This window comes from Pseudomonas sp. GW821-FHT02H09 (assembly GCF_059421425.1).
Genome location: NZ_JBWKVA010000027.1, coordinates 68,110 through 89,049, shown reverse-complemented (window position 1 = coordinate 89,049; position 20,940 = coordinate 68,110). Strand labels below are relative to the sequence as shown.

The 20,940-nt window shown below is 58.7% G+C and carries 15 protein-coding genes, 3 tRNA genes and 4 pseudogenes; 10 read left to right on the top strand and 12 right to left on the bottom strand.

Annotated features, from left to right (window positions below):
* The 3 genes from AC07VR_RS28200 to gltX all read right to left on the bottom strand — a co-directional run bounded on the left by AC07VR_RS28200 (window position 1) and on the right by gltX (window position 2,005).
* A tRNA-Glu gene (locus tag AC07VR_RS28200) sits at window positions 1-72 on the bottom strand.
* A gap of 78 nt (window positions 73-150) precedes the next feature.
* Window positions 151-226: transfer RNA gene (locus tag AC07VR_RS28195), tRNA-Ala, on the bottom strand.
* Between the two features lie 297 nt (window positions 227-523).
* The gene (gene gltX, locus AC07VR_RS28190; protein WP_494994083.1) at window positions 524-2,005 is read right to left on the bottom strand and encodes a glutamate--tRNA ligase; all 1,482 of its coding nucleotides are present in this window, start codon (window positions 2,003-2,005) and stop codon (window positions 524-526) included.
* A 233-nt stretch (window positions 2,006-2,238) separates the two neighbouring features.
* Between gltX and AC07VR_RS28185 the strand changes: the two genes are divergently transcribed.
* Both AC07VR_RS28185 and AC07VR_RS28180 read left to right on the top strand, forming a co-directional pair.
* On the top strand, window positions 2,239-3,294 hold the full coding sequence (locus tag AC07VR_RS28185) for an HlyD family secretion protein (protein ID WP_495013204.1): 1,056 nt from the start codon (window positions 2,239-2,241) through the stop codon (window positions 3,292-3,294).
* Complete coding sequence (locus AC07VR_RS28180) at window positions 3,284-4,834, top strand: MDR family MFS transporter (RefSeq protein ID WP_494994085.1); 1,551 nt, start codon at window positions 3,284-3,286, stop codon at window positions 4,832-4,834. Before AC07VR_RS28185 ends, AC07VR_RS28180 begins: the two co-directional genes overlap by 11 nt.
* A 127-nt stretch (window positions 4,835-4,961) precedes the next feature.
* Here the strand turns inward: AC07VR_RS28180 and uvrB are convergent, their stop codons facing one another.
* Window positions 4,962-6,977, bottom strand: coding sequence for an excinuclease ABC subunit UvrB (uvrB, locus tag AC07VR_RS28175; RefSeq protein ID WP_494994086.1), 2,016 nt, complete (start codon window positions 6,975-6,977; stop codon window positions 4,962-4,964).
* A 335-nt stretch (window positions 6,978-7,312) separates the two neighbouring features.
* On the opposite strand from uvrB, the gene AC07VR_RS28170 reads away from it, so the two are divergent.
* Complete coding sequence (locus tag AC07VR_RS28170) at window positions 7,313-8,509, top strand: amino acid aminotransferase (RefSeq protein WP_494994087.1); 1,197 nt, start codon at window positions 7,313-7,315, stop codon at window positions 8,507-8,509.
* A 130-nt stretch (window positions 8,510-8,639) separates the two neighbouring features.
* A complete protein-coding gene (locus AC07VR_RS28165) occupies window positions 8,640-8,843 on the top strand; it encodes a hypothetical protein (protein WP_123425711.1) in 204 nt (67 codons plus the stop codon).
* A 6-nt stretch (window positions 8,844-8,849) separates the two neighbouring features.
* Here AC07VR_RS28165 and AC07VR_RS28160 read toward each other — a convergent pair whose 3' ends face one another.
* The gene (locus AC07VR_RS28160) at window positions 8,850-9,083 is read right to left on the bottom strand and encodes a hypothetical protein (RefSeq protein WP_495013203.1); all 234 of its coding nucleotides are present in this window, start codon (window positions 9,081-9,083) and stop codon (window positions 8,850-8,852) included.
* Between the two features lie 245 nt (window positions 9,084-9,328).
* Here AC07VR_RS28160 and AC07VR_RS28155 point away from each other — a divergent pair.
* The 3 genes and pseudogenes from AC07VR_RS28155 to AC07VR_RS28145 form a co-directional block, all read left to right on the top strand.
* Window positions 9,329-9,404, top strand: a tRNA-Asn gene (locus AC07VR_RS28155).
* 65 nt (window positions 9,405-9,469) lie between these two features.
* A pseudogene (locus AC07VR_RS28150) lies at window positions 9,470-9,981 on the top strand (tyrosine-type recombinase/integrase); the annotation flags it as partial.
* A pseudogene (locus tag AC07VR_RS28145) lies at window positions 9,982-10,172 on the top strand (integrase domain-containing protein); the annotation flags it as partial.
* Between the two features lie 28 nt (window positions 10,173-10,200).
* Here AC07VR_RS28145 and AC07VR_RS28140 read toward each other — a convergent pair.
* The 3 genes from AC07VR_RS28140 to AC07VR_RS28130 form a co-directional block, all read right to left on the bottom strand.
* Window positions 10,201-13,287 carry an efflux RND transporter permease subunit gene (locus tag AC07VR_RS28140; protein ID WP_495013202.1) on the bottom strand — a complete coding sequence of 1,029 codons (3,087 nt, stop codon included), beginning with the start codon at window positions 13,285-13,287 and terminating at the stop codon, window positions 10,201-10,203.
* Window positions 13,284-14,405, bottom strand: a complete 1,122-nt coding sequence (locus AC07VR_RS28135) for an efflux RND transporter periplasmic adaptor subunit (protein ID WP_494994090.1) — start codon at window positions 14,403-14,405, stop codon at window positions 13,284-13,286. The genes AC07VR_RS28140 and AC07VR_RS28135 overlap by 4 nt, the downstream gene beginning before the upstream one ends.
* Window positions 14,406-14,584: 179 nt before the next feature.
* Window positions 14,585-15,205, bottom strand: a complete 621-nt coding sequence (locus AC07VR_RS28130; RefSeq protein ID WP_495013201.1) for a TetR/AcrR family transcriptional regulator — start codon at window positions 15,203-15,205, stop codon at window positions 14,585-14,587.
* An 87-nt stretch (window positions 15,206-15,292) separates the two neighbouring features.
* Here AC07VR_RS28130 and AC07VR_RS28125 point away from each other — a divergent pair, with 87 nt between their 5' ends.
* Entirely contained in the window at window positions 15,293-16,762 is a 1,470-nt protein-coding gene (locus AC07VR_RS28125; protein ID WP_495013200.1) for an efflux transporter outer membrane subunit, read from the top strand.
* 135 nt (window positions 16,763-16,897) lie between these two features.
* On the opposite strand, the gene AC07VR_RS28120 is transcribed toward AC07VR_RS28125, so the two are convergent.
* Window positions 16,898-17,200, bottom strand: coding sequence for a winged helix-turn-helix transcriptional regulator (locus tag AC07VR_RS28120; RefSeq protein WP_495013199.1), 303 nt, complete (start codon window positions 17,198-17,200; stop codon window positions 16,898-16,900).
* Between AC07VR_RS28120 and AC07VR_RS28115 the strand changes: the two are divergent.
* Both AC07VR_RS28115 and AC07VR_RS28110 read left to right on the top strand, forming a co-directional pair.
* Window positions 17,135-17,646: pseudogene (locus tag AC07VR_RS28115) on the top strand (tyrosine-type recombinase/integrase); the annotation flags it as partial. The gene AC07VR_RS28120 and the pseudogene AC07VR_RS28115 overlap by 66 nt on opposite strands.
* Window positions 17,637-17,852 (top strand): annotated as a pseudogene (locus tag AC07VR_RS28110) (winged helix-turn-helix domain-containing protein); the annotation flags it as partial. The pseudogenes AC07VR_RS28115 and AC07VR_RS28110, both read left to right, overlap by 10 nt.
* A gap of 14 nt (window positions 17,853-17,866) precedes the next feature.
* Here AC07VR_RS28110 and AC07VR_RS28105 read toward each other — a convergent pair.
* The 3 genes from AC07VR_RS28105 to mmsA are packed head-to-tail and all read right to left on the bottom strand — an operon-like array spanning window position 17,867 to window position 20,928.
* Window positions 17,867-18,169, bottom strand: a complete 303-nt coding sequence (locus AC07VR_RS28105) for a Dabb family protein (RefSeq protein ID WP_495013198.1) — start codon at window positions 18,167-18,169, stop codon at window positions 17,867-17,869.
* Window positions 18,170-18,205: 36 nt separating this feature from the next.
* Window positions 18,206-19,396, bottom strand: coding sequence for a multiple monosaccharide ABC transporter permease (gene mmsB / locus AC07VR_RS28100; protein ID WP_495013197.1), 1,191 nt, complete (start codon window positions 19,394-19,396; stop codon window positions 18,206-18,208).
* Window positions 19,393-20,928, bottom strand: coding sequence for a multiple monosaccharide ABC transporter ATP-binding protein (gene mmsA, locus AC07VR_RS28095; RefSeq protein WP_495013196.1), 1,536 nt, complete (start codon window positions 20,926-20,928; stop codon window positions 19,393-19,395). Before mmsA ends, mmsB begins: the two co-directional genes overlap by 4 nt.
* Between the last annotated feature and the right edge of the window lie 12 nt (window positions 20,929-20,940).

Genomic DNA, 20,940 nt, shown 5'->3' with positions numbered 1-20,940 from the left:
GTCCCCTAGGGGACTCGAACCCCTGTTACCGCCGTGAAAGGGCGGTGTCCTAGGCCACTAGACGAAGGGGACGCAAACCCTTCTATACATCTGATCAGGCTGAGTCTGATCGATTCAAGGCCGGTGTGGCCAGACCTTGAACTGTAAAATTGGTGGAGCTAAACGGGATCGAACCGTTGACCTCTTGCATGCCATGCAAGCGCTCTCCCAGCTGAGCTATAGCCCCTCGTCGGTGAGGACGGGGCGAATCTTAAGGGCGTATTGGGAAGCTGTCAAATTCTTTTTCAACAATTTTCAATATTTTTTGTCGGCATAACAATCACTTACCGCCCTCCCCTAGAGAATCCGGGGAGGGCATCCACTCTGTAGCAGCTGCCGAAGGCTGCGTTGGACCATGAAGTGCTCCTGAATCGGGCGTCCTGCCCTTTATCAGTAAATTGAGTCGAGGCCATTTAAGGGCCGCTTCGCAGCCCAACGCAGCCTGCGGCAGCTGCTACAGAGGGAACGTGCCGACTCAGCCGTCTCAGGCGATAGCGCCCAGGAGTTTTTCCCACTCCTTGTTTTCCTTCTTCGACACACCACCGAGCAAGTCGATGGCCTGGCGCAGGCGGAAACGCGTCAGGTCCGGACCGAGGATTTCCATCGCATCGAGCACCGACACCGAGCTGGCCTGGCCAGTGATGGCAGCGAACATCAGCGGCATGGCGTCACGCAGCTTCAGCTCCAGGGACTCGACCACGGCCTGAATGGTCGCGGTGATGCTGTCCTTCTCCCACTGACGCAGGCTTTCCAGCTTCCACAGGATCAGTTGCATCAGCTGACGCACCTGGTCGCCCGAGAGCTTCTTGGACTCGAACAGCCTGGCATCCGGCGTCACGCCACCGGCGAAGAAGAACCCGGCCAACGGCGCGATCTGGCTGAAGGTCTCAACCCGACCCTGCACGTGCGGTGCGATCTTCATCATGTATTCAGGATTCAGCGCCCAGGTCTGCACGCGACTGGCGAACTCTGCCACCGGCAGATCACGCAGCCACTGGCCGTTGAGCCAGGACAGCTTCTCGATGTCGAAGATCGGCCCGCCCAGGGAAACCCGCGACAGGTCGAAGTTGTCGACCATTTCCTGCAGTGAGAACTTCTCGCGCTCGTCCGGCATTGACCAGCCCATACGACCCAGGTAGTTGAGCATCGCTTCCGGCATGAAGCCCATGCGCTCGTAGAAGGTCACCGAGGTCGGGTTCTTGCGCTTGGACAGCTTGCTCTTGTCCGGGTTACGCAGCAGCGGCATGTAGCACAACTGCGGTTGTTCCCAGCCGAAGTATTCGTAAAGCAGGATCAGTTTCGGCGCCGAGGGCAGCCACTCTTCGCCGCGCAGGACGTGGGTGATGCCCATCAGGTGATCGTCGACCACGTTGGCAAGGAAGTAGGTCGGCAAGCCGTCGGTCTTCATCAGCACTTGCATGTCCATGCGATCCCATGGGATCTCGACATCGCCACGGAGCATGTCCGGTACCACGCAGACGCCTTCTGTCGGCACCTTCATGCGGATCACGTGGGGCTCGCCAGCGGCCAGGCGGGAGGCGACTTCTTCTTTGGAGAGCAACAGCGCACGGCCGTCGTAGCGTGGGGTTTCTCCGCGGGCCATTTGCTCGGCGCGCATCTGGTCCAGTTCGTCGCTGGTGCAGAAGCACGGGAAGGCATGGCCCAGGTCGACCAGCTGCTGGCAGTACTTCTGGTAGATATCACCGCGCTCGCTCTGGCGATACGGGCCGTGCGGGCCGCCGACATCCGGACCTTCGCTCCAGTCGATGCCCAGCCAGCGCAAGGCATCGAAGATCTGCTGTTCGGACTCTCGGGTCGAACGCAATTGATCGGTGTCTTCGATCCGCAGGATGAACTCACCGCCATGCTGCTTGGCAAAGCAGTAGTTGAACAAAGCGATGTAGGCGGTGCCGACGTGGGGATCCCCGGTTGGCGATGGCGCGATGCGAGTGCGGACGGTGGTCATGGCATGTCTCGGAAAGAATATAAAAAGCGGAGATGAAACAAGGGGCGAATGGTAACAGGCGACACCGACCCGGCTCCAGTGAGCAGGGCATTTAAGCCAAGGTTGAGGCTACAAACCGCTCTAAAGCAGCTGAATGGCCGATTATCAGCAACCGGCATTTACCCCCCGCTGGCTATATGCCAGATTCGCCCCCCCTGTTAAATTTCCTTACACCTATCGACTACAGTCTGCCCATGCCTGCCCCACTCAAGCGTCGCCTGCTTACTTTTCTGTCGATCGTCCTGCTGATCGCACTGAGCCTCTTCGCCCAGTGGTTCTTCAAGGGACGATTTTATGAAAGCACCGATAACGCCTATGTCCAGGGCGAAATCACTCGCGTGTCCAGCCAACTGGGCGCACGCATCGACGAAGTGCTGGTGCGCGACAACCAGCACGTGGAACAAGGCGAACTTCTGATCAGACTCGAAGGCGCTGACTTCCATCTCGCCGTCGACCGCGCCAACGCCACGCTGGCCACCCGCGAGGCGGAACGCCTGCAAGCCCAGAGCAAGCTGACCCAACAGGCGAGCCTGATCGCCGCCAGCCAGGCACAGGTTGCGTCCAGCCAGGCCAGCCTCGGACGTTCACAGATCGACCTGTCCCGCGCGCAGACCCTGCGTAAACCAGGTTATGTCTCGGAAGAACGGGTCACCACCCTCTCCGCCGACAACCATATCGCCCGTTCGCAAGTGGCCAAGGCCCAGGCTGACTTGCAAGCCCAGCGCCAGCAGGTCAACGCCCTCAGCGCCGAGATCAAACGCCTCGACGCGCAGATCGCCAACGCCAAAACCGACCTGGCTCAGGCCGAGCTGAACCTGGCCCGCAGTGAAATCCATGCACCGATCAGCGGCCTGATCGGCCAGCGCGCAGCCCGCAACGGCCAATATGTGCAGGCCGGCGCCTACTTGCTGTCGATCGTGCCGGATCAGGACATCTGGATTCAGGCCAACTTCAAGGAAACCCAGATCGGCCACATGAAGCCCGGGCAAAAAGCCGAGCTGACTTTCGATGCTTATGGCGACACACCGATCGAGGCCCGAGTCGACAGCCTGTTCGCCGCCTCTGGCGCGCAGTTCAGTCTGCTGCCGCCGGACAACGCCACTGGCAACTTCACCAAGGTGGTTCAGCGCATCCCGGTCAAACTGACCTTCGCCGCTGATAATCCGCTGCGCGGCAAAATTCGCCCGGGCATGTCGGTCACCGTCAAAGTCAACATCAAAGCCGACGCTGACGCAGAAAATGGCCGGTGATCAACTGATCCGTCCGGTCGGTGAACCGACCCGGCGCGACTGGATTGCGGTGATGAGCGCGATGCTCGGTGCCTTTATGGCGGTGCTCGACATCCAGATCACCAACTCCTCGCTCAAGGATATTCAGGGCGCGCTGTCGGCCACTCTTGAAGAAGGCTCGTGGATTTCCACCTCGTACCTGGTGGCGGAGATCATCATGATCCCCCTCACCGCCTGGCTGGTGCAGCTGCTGTCCGCACGACGACTGGCGGTATGGGTCTCGCTGGGCTTTCTGGCGGCCTCATTGCTGTGCTCCATCGCCTGGAGCCTGGAGAGCATGATCGTCTTTCGTGCCTTACAAGGCTTCACCGGCGGCGCGCTGATTCCGCTGGCGTTCACTCTGACGCTGATCAAGCTCCCCGAACACCACCGCGCCAAAGGCATGGCCATGTTCGCCATGACTGCAACCTTCGCTCCATCCATCGGCCCGACCATCGGCGGCTGGCTCACCGAAAACTGGGGCTGGCAATACATCTTCTACATCAACGTCCCGCCCGGTCTGATCATGATCGCCGGGTTGCTCTATGGCCTGGAGAAAAAGGAAGCCCACTGGGAACTGCTGAAAAGCACCGACTACACCGGCATTCTTACACTTGGCATCGGCCTGGGCTGTTTGCAGGTTTTTCTTGAAGAAGGCCATCGCAAAAACTGGCTGGAATCGAATCTGATCGTCACCCTGGGCAGCATCGCGCTGTTGAGCCTGATCACCTTTGTGATCGTGCAGATCTCCAAGCCTGACCCGCTGATCAATCTTGGCATCCTGCGTAACCGCAACTTCGGTCTGTCGAGCATCTCCAGCCTGGGGATGGGTGTCGGGCTGTACGGATCGATTTATCTGTTGCCGCTGTATCTGGCTCAGATCCAGAGCTACAACGCCTTGCAGATCGGCGAAGTGATTATGTGGATGGGCGTGCCGCAGCTGTTTCTGATCCCGCTGGTGCCCAAGCTGATGAAGTTCATCCCGCCCAAATTGCTGTGCACTTTGGGATTCGGACTATTCGGGCTGGCGAGTTTCTTGTCGGGCGCACTCAACCCGGACTTTGCCGGACCGCAGTTCAATCAGATCCAGCTCATCCGTGCCATGGGCCAGCCGCTGATCATGGTAACCATTTCGTTGATCGCCACTGCCTATATCCTGCCGCAGGACGCAGGGTCTGCTTCGAGCCTGTTCAACATCCTGCGCAACCTCGGTGGTGCGATCGGGATCGCCCTCCTCGCCACACTGCTCGACGCCCGAACCAAGACCTACTTCGACTATTTGCGAGAGTCCATCGTCCCGAGCAACCCACAGGTCGCCGAGCGTATTGCGATACTGACCGATAAATTCGGCAATGAGACCGCAGCGCTAGGCAAACTCAGCGAGATCGCCCATCAACAGGCGTCGATCATGGCCTACAACGATGCCTTTCATTTTGTCGGGATTGCATTGGGGATCAGCATGCTGGCGATTCTGCTGACCAAGGCATTGCCGGCGGGGATCAAGACTGGGGAAGCGCACTGACACCGAGTTAGTGATCGTTCCCACGCCGGGAATGCCACCCCGGACGCTCCGCGTCCGCTCTGGATGTGACGCGCAGCGTCACTGGATGCATTCCCACGCAGAGCGTGGGAACGATCGACCTCTATTATCAAACCACCATCAACCGTTCGCGCAGTTTGGCGATCTCGTCGCGCATTTGCGCAGCGGCTTCAAACTCAAGGTCTCGCGCCAACTGGTACATCTTCTCTTCGAGCTGGCGAATACGCTTGGAGATTTCGCTCGGCGAGCGCAGTTCGTTTTCGTACCTGGCGCTTTCCTCGGCAGCTTTGGCCATGCCTTTGCGCTTTTTGCTGCGCGAACCCGGCACGGTAGCGCCTTCCATGATGTCGGCAACGTCCTTGAACACGCCTTTGGGGGTAATGCCGTTGGCCAGGTTGAAGGCAATTTGCTTCTCGCGACGGCGCTCGGTCTCGCCAATCGCCCGCTCCATCGAACCGGTGATCCGGTCAGCGTAGAGAATCGCCCGCCCATTGAGGTTACGCGCTGCACGACCAATGGTCTGAATCAGTGAGCGCTCGGAACGCAGGAAGCCCTCCTTGTCCGCATCGAGAATCGCCACGAGTGACACCTCGGGCATGTCCAGACCTTCACGCAGCAGGTTGATCCCCACCAGCACATCAAACGTCCCCAGGCGCAAATCACGAATGATTTCGACCCGCTCCACCGTATCGATGTCCGAGTGCAGATAACGCACTCGCACGCCATGGTCGGCCAGATAATCGGTGAGGTCTTCGGACATACGTTTGGTCAGTGTGGTCACCAGCACCCGCTCTTCCAGTGCCACACGCTTGTTGATTTCCGAGAGCAAATCATCGACTTGAGTCAGCGCCGGACGAATTTCGATCTGCGGATCCACCAGACCGGTCGGCCGCACCACCTGCTCGATCACGCGACCGGCGTGCTCGGCCTCATAGTTACCCGGTGTTGCCGATACGAAAATCGTCTGCGGGCTGATGCTTTCCCATTCGTCAAAACGCATTGGCCGGTTGTCCAGCGCCGATGGAAGACGGAAACCGTATTCCACCAGGGTTTCCTTGCGCGAACGGTCGCCTTTGTACATCGCGCCGACCTGCGGCACGCTGACGTGGGATTCGTCGATCACCAGCAAGGCATCGGCTGGCAGGTAGTCGAACAAGGTTGGCGGCGCCTCGCCCGATTCACGGCCCGACAGGTAGCGTGAGTAGTTTTCGATGCCGTTGCAGTAACCCAGCTCGAGAATCATCTCCAGGTCAAAACGGGTGCGCTGCTCCAGACGCTGCGCTTCCACCAGCTTGTTATTGGAGCGCAGATATTCCAGGCGCTCCTGAAGCTCGACCTTGATCCCTTCGATGGCATCCAGCAGGGTTTCCCGTGGCGTCACGTAGTGGCTTTTCGGATAGAAGGTGAAACGCGGCAGTTTGCGGATCACTTCGCCGGTCAGCGGATCGAAGGCGGAAATCTTCTCCACTTCATCATCGAAGAGTTCGATGCGGATCGCTTCAAAATCAGATTCCGCCGGGTGGATATCAATCACATCACCGCGCACACGAAAGGTCGCACGGGCAAAGTCCATGTCATTGCGGGTGTATTGCAAGTCGGCGAGCCGGCGCAACAAGGCACGCTGATCGAGCTTGTCGCCGCGATCCACGTGCAGCACCATCTTCAAATAGGTTTCCGGACTGCCCAAGCCGTAGATGCACGAAACCGTGGTGACAATGATCGCGTCCTTGCGCTCCAGCAAGGCCTTGGTCGCGGACAACCGCATCTGCTCGATGTGATCGTTGATCGAAGCGTCTTTCTCGATAAAGGTGTCGGAAGACGGTACGTAGGCTTCAGGCTGGTAGTAGTCGTAGTAGGAAACGAAGTACTCCACCGCGTTGTTCGGAAAAAACGCCTTGAATTCCCCATACAACTGCGCCGCCAGGGTCTTGTTCGGCGCCAGCACCAGAGTCGGGCGGTTGATCTGAGCGATCACGTTGGCAATGCTGAACGTCTTGCCCGAGCCGGTCACACCGAGCAGCGTCTGGTGCGCCAGCCCGGCCTCGATACCTTCGACCATCAGGCGAATGGCTTCCGGCTGATCGCCAGCGGGCTCAAAGCGGGTGACTAGCTGGAAATCAGACATAACGTACCTCTGGTGAAGGCCTGCCCGGCAATGCCGGACAGCAACGAGAAAGACCGCAAACGACCAATGTCGCCGGGAAAAAACTGGATTGTGCTCGATGTGGAGCCAAATGCCACAGGTTTCAAGGCAAACGCCCTACATCCCCACAACCCCCTTGATGTTGCAATTTGACTAACGGTCGAGAAATAAACCGAAAAACTTGCCTTAAAAGCCCAATCGCCTGTCGCAGCGATCGGTGATGGCCTCTATACTAGCTCCCCGTTTGTGCACCGCTCTAGTGCATTCGGCTGGAGCGCTACACGTCCCTCCACACTCCATTCAGAGCCGCCGTAATAATGAGCCTGTTCTCCGCTGTCGAAATGGCACCACGCGATCCAATCCTGGGCCTCAACGAAGCATTCAACGCTGACACCCGCACTGACAAAGTCAACCTGGGGGTTGGTGTTTACTGCAACGAGGAGGGGCGAATTCCACTCCTGCGAGCCGTTGTCGAAGCCGAGACGATTCGCGCCGCTCAACATGCTTCCCGTGGCTACCTGCCGATCGACGGCATTGCCGCCTACGACCAGGCCGTGCAAAAGCTGCTGTTCGGTAAAGACTCGCCACTGCTCGCGGCTGGCCGGGTTGTCACCACCCAGTCCGTCGGCGGTACCGGCGCGCTGAAAATCGGTGCTGACTTCCTCAAGCAACTGCTGCCGAACGCTGTCGTTGCCATCAGCGACCCAAGCTGGGAAAACCACCGCGCGCTGTTCGAAACCGCCGGTTTCCCGGTTCAGAACTATCGCTACTACGACGCCGCGACTCACGACGTAAACCGCACTGGCCTGCTGGAAGACCTGAACGCCCTGCCAGCCGGCTCGATCGTTGTGCTGCACGCTTGCTGCCACAACCCGACTGGCGTCGACTTGAGCCCGGCTGACTGGAAAAACGTTCTGGACGTGGTCAAGGCGAAAAACCTCGTACCGTTCCTCGACATGGCCTACCAGGGCTTTGGCGACGGCATCGACGAAGACGCCGCTGCTGTGCGCCTGTTCGCCGAGTCGGGCCTGAACTTCTTCGTTTCCAGCTCGTTCTCCAAGTCGTTCTCCCTGTACGGCGAGCGTGTTGGCGCGCTGTCGATCGTCAGCGAATCGAAAGAAGAAAGCGCGCGCGTACTGTCGCAAGTCAAACGCGTGATTCGCACCAACTACTCCAACCCGCCGACCCACGGTGCAGCCATTGTTGCCGCCGTACTGAACAGCCCTGAGCTGCGCGCCCAGTGGGAACAGGAACTGGCCGAGATGCGTCTGCGCATTCGCGGCATGCGCACGCAGATGGTCGATCTGCTGGCGAAAAACGCGCCTGACCGCGACTTCAGCTTCGTCGGTCGTCAGTGTGGCATGTTCTCCTACTCCGGCCTGACCGTTGAGCAGGTTACCCGCCTGCGCACCGAGTTCGGCATCTATGCACTGGACACCGGCCGCATCTGCGTCGCCGCGCTGAACCAGAGCAATATCGATGTGGTGACCAAGGCCATCGTTCAGGTGATCTAAGCCACACGCGACAAAACGAAAAGGGGAAGCCGTTTGGCTTCCCCTTTTCGTTGCTGCCCAGAAAATCAACAGCGTGGCGCACATGCGCTCTAGACTGATGGTCTAGCGCCCTGCCTATTCGAGATATCTTATGAAAAACGATGATTTACGCGCTGACCGCGATGAAGACCTGGATCACTTCGTGCCGCGCAACCAGACCAAACGCAGCAGCGGACTGGTGTGGCAGGTTGCCTTGGGCGTGTTTCTCGGTGGCCTGGCCCTGTGGCTGGTGCAACTGGCTGCCACCTCGCTGTACGCCAAGTTCATGCTCGGCACCTTTACCTTCGGCGGATAAGGTCGATCAGCCCGCCAGTTCGGTCGAACGCTGACTGGCGGCGTCGTCAAAGGCCACATACAGCGATTCGGCGACCTGGCTTTTGATCGCCTTGGTGCTTTCCAGCCCCAACACAAAGCCTTCGGCCTTGCCGCCAGCACGATTCAGGTCCTCGGCAGAACCGGCCTGAATGATCGCCTCGAAAAGCTTCTCGACGTGCGGGCCAACACCTTTGGGCAGGCTGATCTGGGCAATGCTCATGCGCTCACCGCCACAGGCTGTGAAACGCAAAACACTTGTTGATGGGTCATGACACGTACCTTTTCGGCTGGGGGCCGGCAGCGCGTGAAACCACTTCCGGGGCGTCATGGTAGACCTCTGCCTGCCTTCTGGTAACCGCCAATCGCGTTTTGCCTGGCCAGCCATCCCCTGACCCGACTTGAAAAGCATCGAAGATGCCAAGCGGTACTTGACTTCTCCTTTTTAATCAGTAACATAGGCCACATTCCGCGATAGCTCAGTTGGTAGAGCAAGTGACTGTTAATCACTGGGTCCCTGGTTCGAGTCCAGGTCGTGGAGCCAGACAAGGTTCCAGAGAAGGCTTCCAAAATCTCTGAAACTCCCGAAAAACCCGCCTTCTTTTGGCGGGTTTTTTCGTTTTCGGCAACTACCTCATCGTTGGCCTCGCCGATGCGCGCCGCAAGCGCTTGGTGGTCAAGCGAATGCTGGCGGATGGCATTGACCCCATAGGAGCCAAGAACCAAGCCAAGACGGACGCTCTGATCAAAGGCCGCACCTTTGAAAGCGTTGCCCTCGGCTGGCACACGGAAATGTCAGCCAAGTGGGCACCGGACTATTCCAAGACAGGGATGAGTCGCCTCAAAACCCACCTCTTCCCGCTGATCGGCGCCCGTGCAATTGTCGACCTCGATACCCACGACCTTATGCAGCCCCTGGAAGCGATTAAGAAGCGCGGGACGATAGACGTCGCTTTAAGGGTACAAAACTACCTGCAGAGCATCATGCGCGAGGCAAAGCGCCTCCGGCTTATCACCGTAAACCCTGCTTACGACCTCGTAGGCTCGATCAAAGCCTCGCGAGTCGTCCACCGCGCCCCGCTTTATCCTTATCGCGCTTGCCTGAATTGCAGGAACGGATCGGACCGCAAGCGCTGAAAGATCTATTTGGCAGCGGGCATTACGGCACGGTCAAAGCGCACAGTGATCGGTGGCAGGCGTTTGTACGCTGGTGTCGCTCGGAGGATGGACCAGGGTTTAACGATGCGCGACTAATTGATCGGCAGACCTTGCTGACTACGCCATATATCTGCGTCACCAAGTTGAACAAGGTTTTTTGAGACGATCCAGGCACGCAGGTATCAAGCAACATGAGTGTTCGCTGCAAGCTCATACACGGGCTCAGGCTTGATCTTGAACCAGAGGGCGTACATCGCTGGCAGGAACACCAGGGTCAGCACGGTGCCGGCAAACGTACCGCCAATCAGGGTGTAGGCCAGCGTTCCCCAGAACACCGAATGGGTCAGCGGAATGAACGCCAGCATTGCCGCCAACGCCGTGAGAATCACGGGCCTCGCGCGCTGCACAGTGGCTTCGACCACGGCGTTGTGAGGCGACAGGCCGGCTTGCTCATTGGAGTGAATCTGTCCGATGAGGATCAGCGTGTTGCGCATCAGAATCCCTGACAAGGCAATCAGTCCCACCAAGGCGTTGATCCCGAACGGTTGCTGGAACAGCAGCAGAATTGGCACCACACCAATCAGGCCCAAAGGCGCGGTGGCGAACACCATCATCATTGCCGACATCGAGCGCACCTGAATAATGATGGTCAGCAACATCAGCGCGATCATGATCGGGAACAACGGTAGCAATGCCTTGTTCGCTTTACCCGACTCCTCGATCGAGCCGGCAAACTCAATCCGGTAGCCCGCCGGCAGTTTTTCGATGATGGGCTGCAACTGCGTTATAAAGGCGTTGGAGACATCGGGAGGCTGAAGACCTTCAGCCACGTCACCGCGCACAGTTATCGTCGGCGTACGATCACGACGTCGCAGAATGGGCTCCTCCATGCGCACATCCACCGCCCCTACCTGGGACAGCGACACGCGCTGCCCTTGGGCACCGGTCAGCGTGAAGGCGGCAATTTTCGACGGATCCAGACGCGTCTCTCCCGCCGAGCGAGCGACCACCTGAACCGAACGAATGTCCTCACGCACCTCGGTGACAGGCACCCCCGTGAGCAGGAATTGCAGCTGTTGCGCGACATCGGTCGAGGTCAAACCGAATGCTTGCAGGCGATCCTGATCCAGCGTGAGATGAAGTGCCGGCGCGCGCTCGCCCAAGTCGGTGTTGACGGTCCTCATCATGGGGCTGGCGGTCATGACCTCACGCACCTGCGCGGCGATATCCCGCAACACCGCGGGGTCGGCGCCCATCACCCGAAAGGCCACTGGATACGGTGAATAAGGACCAAATACCAACTGCGTCACCCGTACCCGGGCTTCAGGCGCCAAGCCATCGGCTGCGGCTTGCCTGAGGCGGAGCTTGAGCGCCTCGCGCTCTTGCTGACTCGCGGTCAGGACGACGATTTTTGCGAAGGATGGATCGGGTAGCTCAGGGGCCATCGCCAAATAGAAGCGCGGCGCACCCTGGCCAATGTAAGCGGTGACGATCTTGGCTTCCGACTGCAGAGCCAACCACGCCTCGACCTTAGCCGCGGCCGCATCAGTCTGTTCTATAGAGGTGCCGTAAGGCATCTGCACCTCAACCAGCACCTCAGGTCGGTCGGACGTTGGAAAGAACTGTTTCTTGACCACGCCCATGCCCAGAATCGCAACAACAAACAAGCCAACGACGGATGTAGCCACCAGGCCTTTGCGGCGGATCACACTGCCCAGCAGGCGCCTGAAACGCTGGTAGTTCGGTGTACCGTAAATCGCCGTATGCCCGCCTTCAGGCACCTTGATCTGCGGCAGCAGTTTGACGCCCAGGTAAGGGGTAAACACCACGGCCACCACCCAGGAAGTGATCAGCGCAATGCCAACGATCCAGAACATGTTCGCGGTGTACTCACCAGCCGTCGACTTGGCAAAACCGTTGGGCATAAAGCCGATCGCCGTCACCAACGTCCCCGACAACATCGGCGCGGCCGTGTGGCTCCAGGCATAAGCGGAGGCCTTGATTCGGTCGTAGCCCTCCTCTATCTTCACCACCATCATTTCAATGGCAATGATTGCATCGTCCACCAGCAGTCCCAGCGCCAGAATCAACGAGCCCAGGGTAATTCGATCGAAGTCTTTGCCCGTGGCCGCCATGACAATGAACACGGCCGCCAGGGTCAGCGGCACCGCCGCGGCAACCACAACGCCGACACGCCAGCCCATGCTGAGAAAACACACCAACAGCACCACGCCCAGGGCAGCAAAAAACTTCATCATGAACTCGTTGACGGATGCGCCAATATTCACCGCCTGATCCGTGACCCTGGTCAGGCTCATGCCCAAAGGCATCTGCTCGTTGATCGCTGTCGCCTCGGCCTCCAGCGACTTCCCCAGATCCAGACCGTTCCAGCCATCGCGCATGACCACGCCGAGCAACAATGCGGGCTCGCCATTGTTGCGTACCAGGAACGTCGCAGGGTCCTCATAACCGCGCTTGACCTCAGCCACATCGGACAACTTGAGGGTTCTGCCCTGCACCGTCAGTGGGGTATTACGAATCTTCTGCAGGTCATCAAACGCGCCATCCAGGCGGATGAAAACCTGTGGGCCCTTCGCTTCAACTGAGCCGGCCGGCGTTATCATGTTCTGCGTGTTCAACGCACTGAAGATGTCTCGTGCAGAAATGCCCAGTGTCGCCAGACGCTCGTAGGACAGCTCGACAAAAATGCGCTCGGGCTGTTCACCGATGATGTTGACCTTCTTCACACCCGCCACATGCAGCAGACGCTGGCGCAAGCTCTCGGCTTCGCGCACCAACAGACGTTGCGGCTCGCCCTTGGCCTTGAGCGCATAGAGCGCGAAGGTGACATCGGAATACTCATCATTGACCATCGGGCCGATCACCCCAGACGGCAACCCCTTCTGCTCATCCAGGATTTTCTTGCGCGCCTGGTAAAACTCCTCCTGGACGGCTGGGGGCGGCGTGCTATCGAGCAGATAAACCGTGGTGAATGCCAAGCCGGGCCGGGTAAAGGTCTCGGTCCGGTCGTACCAACGCAGTTCCTGCATGCGTTTTTCCAGCTTTTCTACCACCTGGTCTTGGATCTCCTGGGCCGTCGCCCCAGGCCAGGCGGTGACCACCGTCATTTGTTTAATAGTGAATGCGGGGTCTTCCGCACGCCCCAGTTTGAAGAAGGCGTACAACCCACCCACAGAAATCAGCAGGATCAAAAACAGGGTGATTGAACGCTCGCGTACTGCCAGCGCCGAAAGATTGAAGCCGCTCATCGACTCACCTCAACCACCGTTTTTTGCGTGGCACCGGCAACTTCAGTCCTGACCTTCTCTCCCTCATTCAATAGGTGTGCACCCAATGCGACGACACGATCACCCACCTGGAGATCACCCGTCACGCGCACGCTGGCCTCATTATTCAAGCTGCGAACCTTGATCGGGCGCCATACCACATGCTCCGGTTCTCCCCCAACCACCCAGACACCCGGGCCTTTACCCGCGTCGTAGAGGGCCCCCATGGGCACCTGTAATTCCTTGGCATCAGCAACATCCGTGTCGGCGATAACCACTGAGATCGTCGAACCCAGGGTGGCGTTGGAGAGCGCTCCCTCCAGCACATAACGCGCTTCAAACGTTCGGGTCTGTCGGTCCGCAGAGTCGGACAGCTGACGTAAACGGGCGCTGCCTGCACGCTGGTTCTGCCCGTAGAGCTCAACCGTCGCCGCCGAGCCCAGCTCAGGACGTAGCGTCTCGGGTAACTGGATCACGGCCTCGCGTTGCCCTGAATGGGCAACGCGTACCACCATCTGTCCTGCGCCAACCACCTGCCCCGGCTCCGCCAAGGTATCCACTACAACCCCATCAGCATCCGCCAGCAACGTCGAATAACCGGTCGCGTTTTTCGCCACATCAGCCTGAGCCTGGGCAGCGTTTAGCTGAGCTTTCGCCGAGTCGGCAGCCGCTTTGATCCCTGCGTAAGCTGAGGCAGATACCGCACCGACGGACACCAAATCACGGTAGCGAAGCTCATCATCGGAGGCCTGCCGCGCTCGGGCCATAGCGGCCAGCACCGCTTCCTGCTGCGCCCTCGCGGCCAGCGTCAGGTCGTTGGCATCGATGCGCATGAGTGGCTGCCCACGTTTGACACTCTGCCCAGAGTCCACCAAGCGCTCCAAGACTTTCCCAGGCACCCGAAAACCGAGGTCGCTCTGAACTCGAGCCGCGACGATACCGGTGAATACCCGTGCCGCAGGCGCAGAGGGTTGAACCACGCCGATGCGCACCAAGGGCACTTGAAGGCGAGGATCGGCAGGCGTGGCCTCGTTGCAGGCTGCCAGGGCAAACGGCAACAAGACAATGAAAATGAGTGACATGCGGTGGCGCTGGATCATAAAGACCTCCCGGTAGCGGATGCACCATGCTTATTCAAGTGACCAATTCTGTCAATAGTCACTACCGAGACAAATGAACATTCCCCCACTTGATCAGAGCAAAGCAGAGAGGCTTGATATCTAGTTTTTTCAGGCGCACACGCCGATACGGATGCGCAGCGCATCCGTCAGCAGACGGTTTAAGGCATCAGGCTGCGCAGAACAAGATTGGAGATAAGAGAAGGGGCTTCTTCAACAAAATCGAGGTTGTACTGCAATAGCAAAGGATTGATGAAAGGCCGCAGAGCGAGATGAATCGCCTCTACCGTCTCGTCCAGTGGTGTCTTGCGTTCAAACTCGCCGAGCTCTCGCCCCTCACGCACGATTTGCGACACGAAGCTCTTGATCTGAGCGTCATAGACTTGTGAGCTGGGCCAGCGCTCCGACGCGGCGAACGCTGCGATGTCATAGAGTTTACGGTCGTTAAAGAACAGGCTCACACCTGTAGCGATTAAGGTTTTGACCAGGCGCCGAAAACGTTCAGTCGGCGAGATGCCGCCTACATTGATGGCCTGCTCCACTGCCGCAACGATTTCAGTCAGGCAATTTGTACAGATTGCGTCACCAATCGCCTGCTTGGACTCAAAGAATTTGTAGATGTAAGCCTTGGAAAAGCCGATGGCCTTGGCTAGGTCAGAAACCGTTGTTTTGCCATAACCGTACTGACTGAAATGCTCGTTGGCCGCCGCGACAATCTGGTCTCGAATGTCGTGATCGACTGGGCCACGGGCGCTGGGCGAAGAAACTGATGGCTGATTCATGCGAGCAGCTTACTCATCCCAAAGGTGGTTGACAACTTGTGACCAAATTGTAATATCGTCACAAAACGACCCTTTCGCAGGTATCGCATGCACCCTCCTCCTCGTTTCGCCGTCTTACTGTGTTTGGGTATGGTTGCAGGTTGCGCAGTGGGCCCCGACTACTCAGAACCCAGTGTGGAATTGCCCGAGCATTTCTCGGCGCAAACGTCCAAGGCACGACAAGTGGGCGCCGCAAATGCCGATCTCGCCGCTTGGTGGAACGCATTTAATGACCCGATACTCAATCAGCTGATAAATCGAGCACTTGAACAGAACCTCGATTTAGCCCAGGCAAGTGCAAGGATCGAGCAGGCTCGCGCCGGTTTGGGCGCAGCTAACGCAGCCCTCCTGCCGTCGGCTACCGTCAACGGTCAAGCGGCCCGAGCCCGTCAGTCATTGGAGACTCCGTTGGGCCAAGTGCTGAACTCAAACCCTTCCTATAATCGCTACGGCAGTGCCTATGAGGCGAATTTGAATGCCAGCTGGGAGCTGGATGTGTTTGGCGGGCTGCGCCGAGGTAAAGAAGCCGCCTTCGCCGATTATCAGGCCTCACAAGCCGGGGCGATTGCCACACGCCTGGCAGTGGTCGCGCAGACAGCCGATCTTTACATTAGCATCCGTGGCCTTCAAGCACGCCTGGAAATTGCCCGGCAGCAAGTAGACACACGACAACAACTGCTCACCACCATCGAACATCTCTACGCAAAAGGCCTGGCGGCTGAACTGCAGTTGAACCAGACCCAAGGCGCGCTGAATCAAGCGCAGGCCACCGTTCCGGTACTGCAAGCAGGCATTGACGCGGCAATGAATGCGCTGGATGTCATGTTGGGCAAGGCGCCCGGCACTTATAGCGCGCAGTTGACTAAGCCGGCGCCCATCCCTGATGTGTCAGGCCTCTCGGACATGGGTGCTCCGGCCGACCTGCTGCGTCGGCGTCCAGACTTGATCGTCGCTGAGCGCCGGCTTGCGGCATCCAACGCACGCATCGGCGAAGCCATGTCCGAGTACTACCCCAAACTGTCTGTGGGGGCGCTGCTCGGCAGTGCTACCTCGGTATCCAGTGCAAACCTGTTCAGCAATGGCGCCAGTCAGGCTTCGGCGGCACTGGGATTACGTTGGAGGCTGTTCGATTTTGGCCGCATCAACGCTCAAATTGATTTGGCGAAAGGCCAAGAAGCCGAAGCCTTAGCCGCTTACCGCCAGTCCGTTCTGCGGGCCTGCGAAGATGTTGAAAGCGCTTTTTCGGCGCTGATCAACCGCGAGCAACAATCGACACAACTCGCCCAGGGCGAGTCGGCGTATGCGAAAGCCCGAGCGACGTCGTTTGTCGCCTATGAAAAAGGCGTGGTCAGCCTGATCGAAGTACTGGATGCCGATGAACACCTTTTAGCGGCATCGGATGGCAGAGCTCAGGCACAAACTGAATCGGCTCGCGCTGCAGTGGCCACGTTCAAAGCATTGGGCGGCGGTTGGCAGCGGGACGACTCAGATGCTCGCGTTGCCTCAAAGACACGGTAGAACTGTGACCTGTGTCATCCCTTTTAACGGTCTTAACCGGCCGCTTTTTTGGAGGGGTATCAGCCAGCGCCCTCCCTCAGCCGCAGCTGAGCTTCGTCCGCCAAGCGAATTAGCGAGCCCGAGGATTTGTCGTCGTTAAGTGGTTTCGACACGCTTTGCATGGTGCAGGTGACGGAGTTCGGCCCAGTCGATAAGCGCGGTCATTGTAGGGGCAAGTGCATGACCCAGCTCTGTCAGGGCGTACTCCACCCGCGGAGGCACCTCTGGGTAAACGGTTCGGTGAACGATGTCGTCTTGTTGCAGCCCCTTCAACTGCTGGATAAGCATCTTCTGCGTGACGTCGGGAATGAACTTCTCCAGTTCGGAAAACCGAGTCGCCTCAAAACCCACCTCTCCCCGCTGATCGGCGCCCGTGCAATTGTCGACCTCGATACCCACGACCTTATGCGGCCCCTGGAAGCGATCAAGAAGCGCGGAACGATAGACGTCGCTTTAAGGGTACAAAACTACCTGCAGAGCATCATGTGCGAGGCAAAGCGCCTCCGGCTTATCACCGTAAACCCTGCTTACGACCTCGTAGGCTCGATCAAAGCCTCGCGGGTCTCCACCGCCCCGCTTTATCCTTATAGCGCTTGCCGGAACTACAGGAACGGATCGACACCTATAAAGGCCGCGCACTTACCCGGCTGACGGTCTTGCTGTCGCTGCACGTGTTTGTACGCTCCAGCGAGCTGCGTTTCGCCCGCTGGAGCGAGTTCGACCTCAAGCGTGGCGTCTGGGAAATACCCGACACGCGACCAGCATTGGAAGGCGTACCCTTTTCCACAAGGGGTACGAAGATGGCAGGCGATACCAGTTCTTGGAAACCGATGTCCGAAAACTCAGCACTCTCGCCCGCACTCCAGAACGAGTATTTTCTCGGATCAGTCGCTCGACAAGATCTACTCCGATCACCGAGTGGTTACCGACCGCACGGTCGACAGCCATATCCGTAATCTGCGGCGCAAGCTCGAACAGGCCTGCCTGGGGGAGAACCCCAATCGAGTCGTTGTATGGCGTGGGCTATCGGTTTCAGTTCGCCGACGACTAATGCGTCATCGTGACTTACGTGCACACGTAGTCGACCTGATGCCGCGCGATGCGAGAATTCCCCAACTCGCCCCTCACCCGCAAATGCTCAGGGTGGGAGGCATAGGCATCCAGAGCTTCCTGCGAATCAAACTCGCTGTAGAGCACCACGTCGCAGGCATAGTCGATTCGACTCAAATCCACGCCGACCTCAATCTTCAGAAGTCCAGGTATCAGTCCGGCGAGCCCTTCAAAACGTTCCTTGAGGAACAGGCAAGCTTGCCTGTGCTGTTCAGGCGTTTCACCCTCCAGGTTCCACATCACAATGTGCTTGATCATCGCTGTCTCCCTGCGGCGCCAGTCATGCCTGCCATATCAACCCTTGCTCTTCTGATATACGTCCACGAATACCGCCGCCAGCAACACAGCGCCTTTGATCATCTGTTGGTAGTCGATACCAATACCCATAATCGACATGCCGTTGTTCAGCACACCCATGATGAAAGCGCCGATCACCACGCCGACCACCTTGCCAACTCCGCCGGATGCCGAGGCGCCACCGATGAACACCGCAGCGATAACATCCAGCTCGAACCCGGTACCGCCCCGCGGTGTCGCGCTGTTAAGGCGAGCGACGAAAATCAGCCCTGCCACCGCCGCCAGCACGCCCATGTTGACGAAGGCGAAGAAGGTCACCCGCGAGGTGTTGATCCCCGACAGCTTGGCCGCCTTGAGATTGCCACCCACCGCGTAGATCCAGCGGCCGATCACGGTGCGGTTCATGATGAAGGTGTACACGCCGATCAACACACTCATGATCACCAGCACCGTGGGGATGCCGCGGTATGTCGAGAGCAGGTAGCAGAAGTACACGATGAGTGCCGTGATCACGCCATTCTTCAGCGCGAACAGGGTCATAGGGGCGACATTGCCGCCGCTCTTGAGAGTGCGTTTGCGACTGCGATACTCGACCACCCAGAACGCTGCTGCGACGGCAATCCCCAGCAGCAACGAGGTAATGCGCAGGTTTTCGTTGGCAAAGACATCCGGGATGAAGCCCGAACTGATCGCCGAAAAGGCTGGCGGAAACGGCCCGATCGACTGCCCTTGGGAGATCGCGATGGTCGCGCCACGAAAGATCAACATGCCAGCCAAGGTGACAATGAACGATGGCATGCCCCACACCGCCACCCAGTAACCCTGCGCCGCGCCAATCAGCGCGCCCGCCGCCAGGCAGATCACCGTTACGGTGAAGAAGTCCAATCGATACTGGACCATCAGCACGGCGGCAAGCGCGCCGATCACGCCGACTACCGAACCGACCGAGAGGTCGATGTGGCCGCAGACGATCACCATCAGCATGCCCAACGCCATGACCACGATGTAGCTGTTCTGCAACAACAGGTTGGTGAGGTTGAGCGGCTGCATCAGCGCCCCGCCGGTAGCCACCTGGAAGAACACCATGATGACGATCAACGATGCCAGCAGACCGTATTCGCGCGCTCCGCGCTTGAATGACGTGAGCGCCGTTGGTTTGGATGTGAGAGGTATGCTTACTTCGCTCACTGGATCACCTCATTTTTCATGATTGCGTGCATGATTTTTTCCTGCGATGCCTCTGCGATCGGAAACTCGCCGACAAAGCGCCCTTCATTCATCACATAGATTCGGTCACAGGTACCCAGCAGCTCAGGCATTTCCGAGGAAATCATGACGACGCCCCTGCCCTCGCTCACTACCTGATTGACCACCGCGTAAATCTCGTACTTGGCACCGACGTCGATGCCGCGGGTGGGCTCGTCCAGGATCAATACCTTGGGATCGGAAAACAGCCATTTAGCCAACACGACCTTTTGCTGGTTACCCCCCGAGAGCTTGTCCACCGTCTGCAAAACGTCCGGGCTGCGAATGCGCAGGCACGCCTGGAAATCGACCGCCACCGCGGTCTCGGCCAGTTCGTTCATCACCCAGCGTTTGGACACGGCGGCCAGGTTGGCCATGCTGGTATTGCGGGTGATGCTTTCACCCAGTACCAGACCGGCGCCCTTGCGGTCTTCGGTGGCGTACGCCAAACCTTGATCGATGGCCTTGCGGACGCTGCCAAGGTCCACTTCACGCCCTTCGAGACGAGCCTTGCCGCGGATGTTCGAGCCATAGGAGCAGCCAAATACACTCATGGCGAATTCGGTACGGCCAGCGCCCATCAGCCCGGCAATGCCCACCACTTCGCCGCGACGCACGTGGAAATTGATGTTGCGAATGCGGTCGCGCCCGGGGTGCTCCGGGTCGCCGACCGACCAGCCTTCGACCTCGAACAGCGTTTCGCCAATGTCAGGAACGCGCTTCGGATAGCGGTCCGACAGTTCGCGGCCGACCATGGAGCGGATCACCCGGCCTTCATCGATAGGCTCGGCGCGGCAGTCGATGACGTCGACGGTACTGCCATCACGGATCACGGTGATCTCGTCCGCTACCCGCCCAATCTCATTGAGCTTGTGCGAGATGATGATCGAAGTGATGCCACGCCCTTTGAGCTCGAGCATCAGCTTGAGCAAGGTGTCGCTGTCTTTTTCGTTGAGGCTCGCGGTCGGCTCGTCAAGAATCAGCAGGCGTACGTCCTTGGCCAGCGCCTTGGCGATTTCCACCATCTGCTGCTGGCCGATACCAAGGTTGCCCACCAGGGTCTGCGGCCGGGCATCGAGGCCGACCCGCGCGAGTAACTCGCGGGCCCGCTGGTGCGCTTCATCCCAGTCGATCACGCCATGACGCGCGATCTCGTTACCGAGGAACAGGTTCTCGGTGATCGACAGCATTGGCACCAGGGCCAATTCCTGGTGAATGATGCAGATGCCCAGCGCCTCACTGTCGCGCAAACCCTGGAAAGTTCGTGGCGCGCCATCGAAGACAATTTCGCCGCTGAAGGTGCCATGCGGATAGACGCCGCTGAGGATCTTCATCAGGGTCGATTTGCCAGCGCCATTCTCACCGCAGATCGCATGGATTTCGCCATCGCCGACCTTGAGGTTGACCCGGCTTAGCGCCTTCACCGGGCCGAAGCATTTCTGGATATCACGCATATCGAGAATTGTTTTTGTCATTTTTCTTCTCTC

Bases quoted from the DNA above. Each gene is read 5' to 3' on its own strand.
- gltX (WP_494994083.1), bottom strand. From the start codon at position 2,005: ATGACCACCGTCCGCACTCGCATCGCGCCATCGCCAACCGGGGATCCC.
- AC07VR_RS28185 (WP_495013204.1), top strand. From the start codon at position 2,239: ATGCCTGCCCCACTCAAGCGTCGCCTGCTTACTTTTCTGTCGATCGTC.
- AC07VR_RS28180 (WP_494994085.1), top strand. From the start codon at position 3,284: ATGGCCGGTGATCAACTGATCCGTCCGGTCGGTGAACCGACCCGGCGC.
- uvrB (WP_494994086.1), bottom strand. From the start codon at position 6,977: ATGTCTGATTTCCAGCTAGTCACCCGCTTTGAGCCCGCTGGCGATCAG.
- AC07VR_RS28170 (WP_494994087.1), top strand. From the start codon at position 7,313: ATGAGCCTGTTCTCCGCTGTCGAAATGGCACCACGCGATCCAATCCTG.
- AC07VR_RS28165 (WP_123425711.1), top strand. From the start codon at position 8,640: ATGAAAAACGATGATTTACGCGCTGACCGCGATGAAGACCTGGATCAC.
- AC07VR_RS28160 (WP_495013203.1), bottom strand. From the start codon at position 9,083: ATGAGCATTGCCCAGATCAGCCTGCCCAAAGGTGTTGGCCCGCACGTC.
- AC07VR_RS28140 (WP_495013202.1), bottom strand. From the start codon at position 13,287: ATGAGCGGCTTCAATCTTTCGGCGCTGGCAGTACGCGAGCGTTCAATC.
- AC07VR_RS28135 (WP_494994090.1), bottom strand. From the start codon at position 14,405: ATGATCCAGCGCCACCGCATGTCACTCATTTTCATTGTCTTGTTGCCG.
- AC07VR_RS28130 (WP_495013201.1), bottom strand. From the start codon at position 15,205: ATGAATCAGCCATCAGTTTCTTCGCCCAGCGCCCGTGGCCCAGTCGAT.
- AC07VR_RS28125 (WP_495013200.1), top strand. From the start codon at position 15,293: ATGCACCCTCCTCCTCGTTTCGCCGTCTTACTGTGTTTGGGTATGGTT.
- AC07VR_RS28105 (WP_495013198.1), bottom strand. From the start codon at position 18,169: ATGATCAAGCACATTGTGATGTGGAACCTGGAGGGTGAAACGCCTGAA.
- mmsA (WP_495013196.1), bottom strand. From the start codon at position 20,928: ATGACAAAAACAATTCTCGATATGCGTGATATCCAGAAATGCTTCGGC.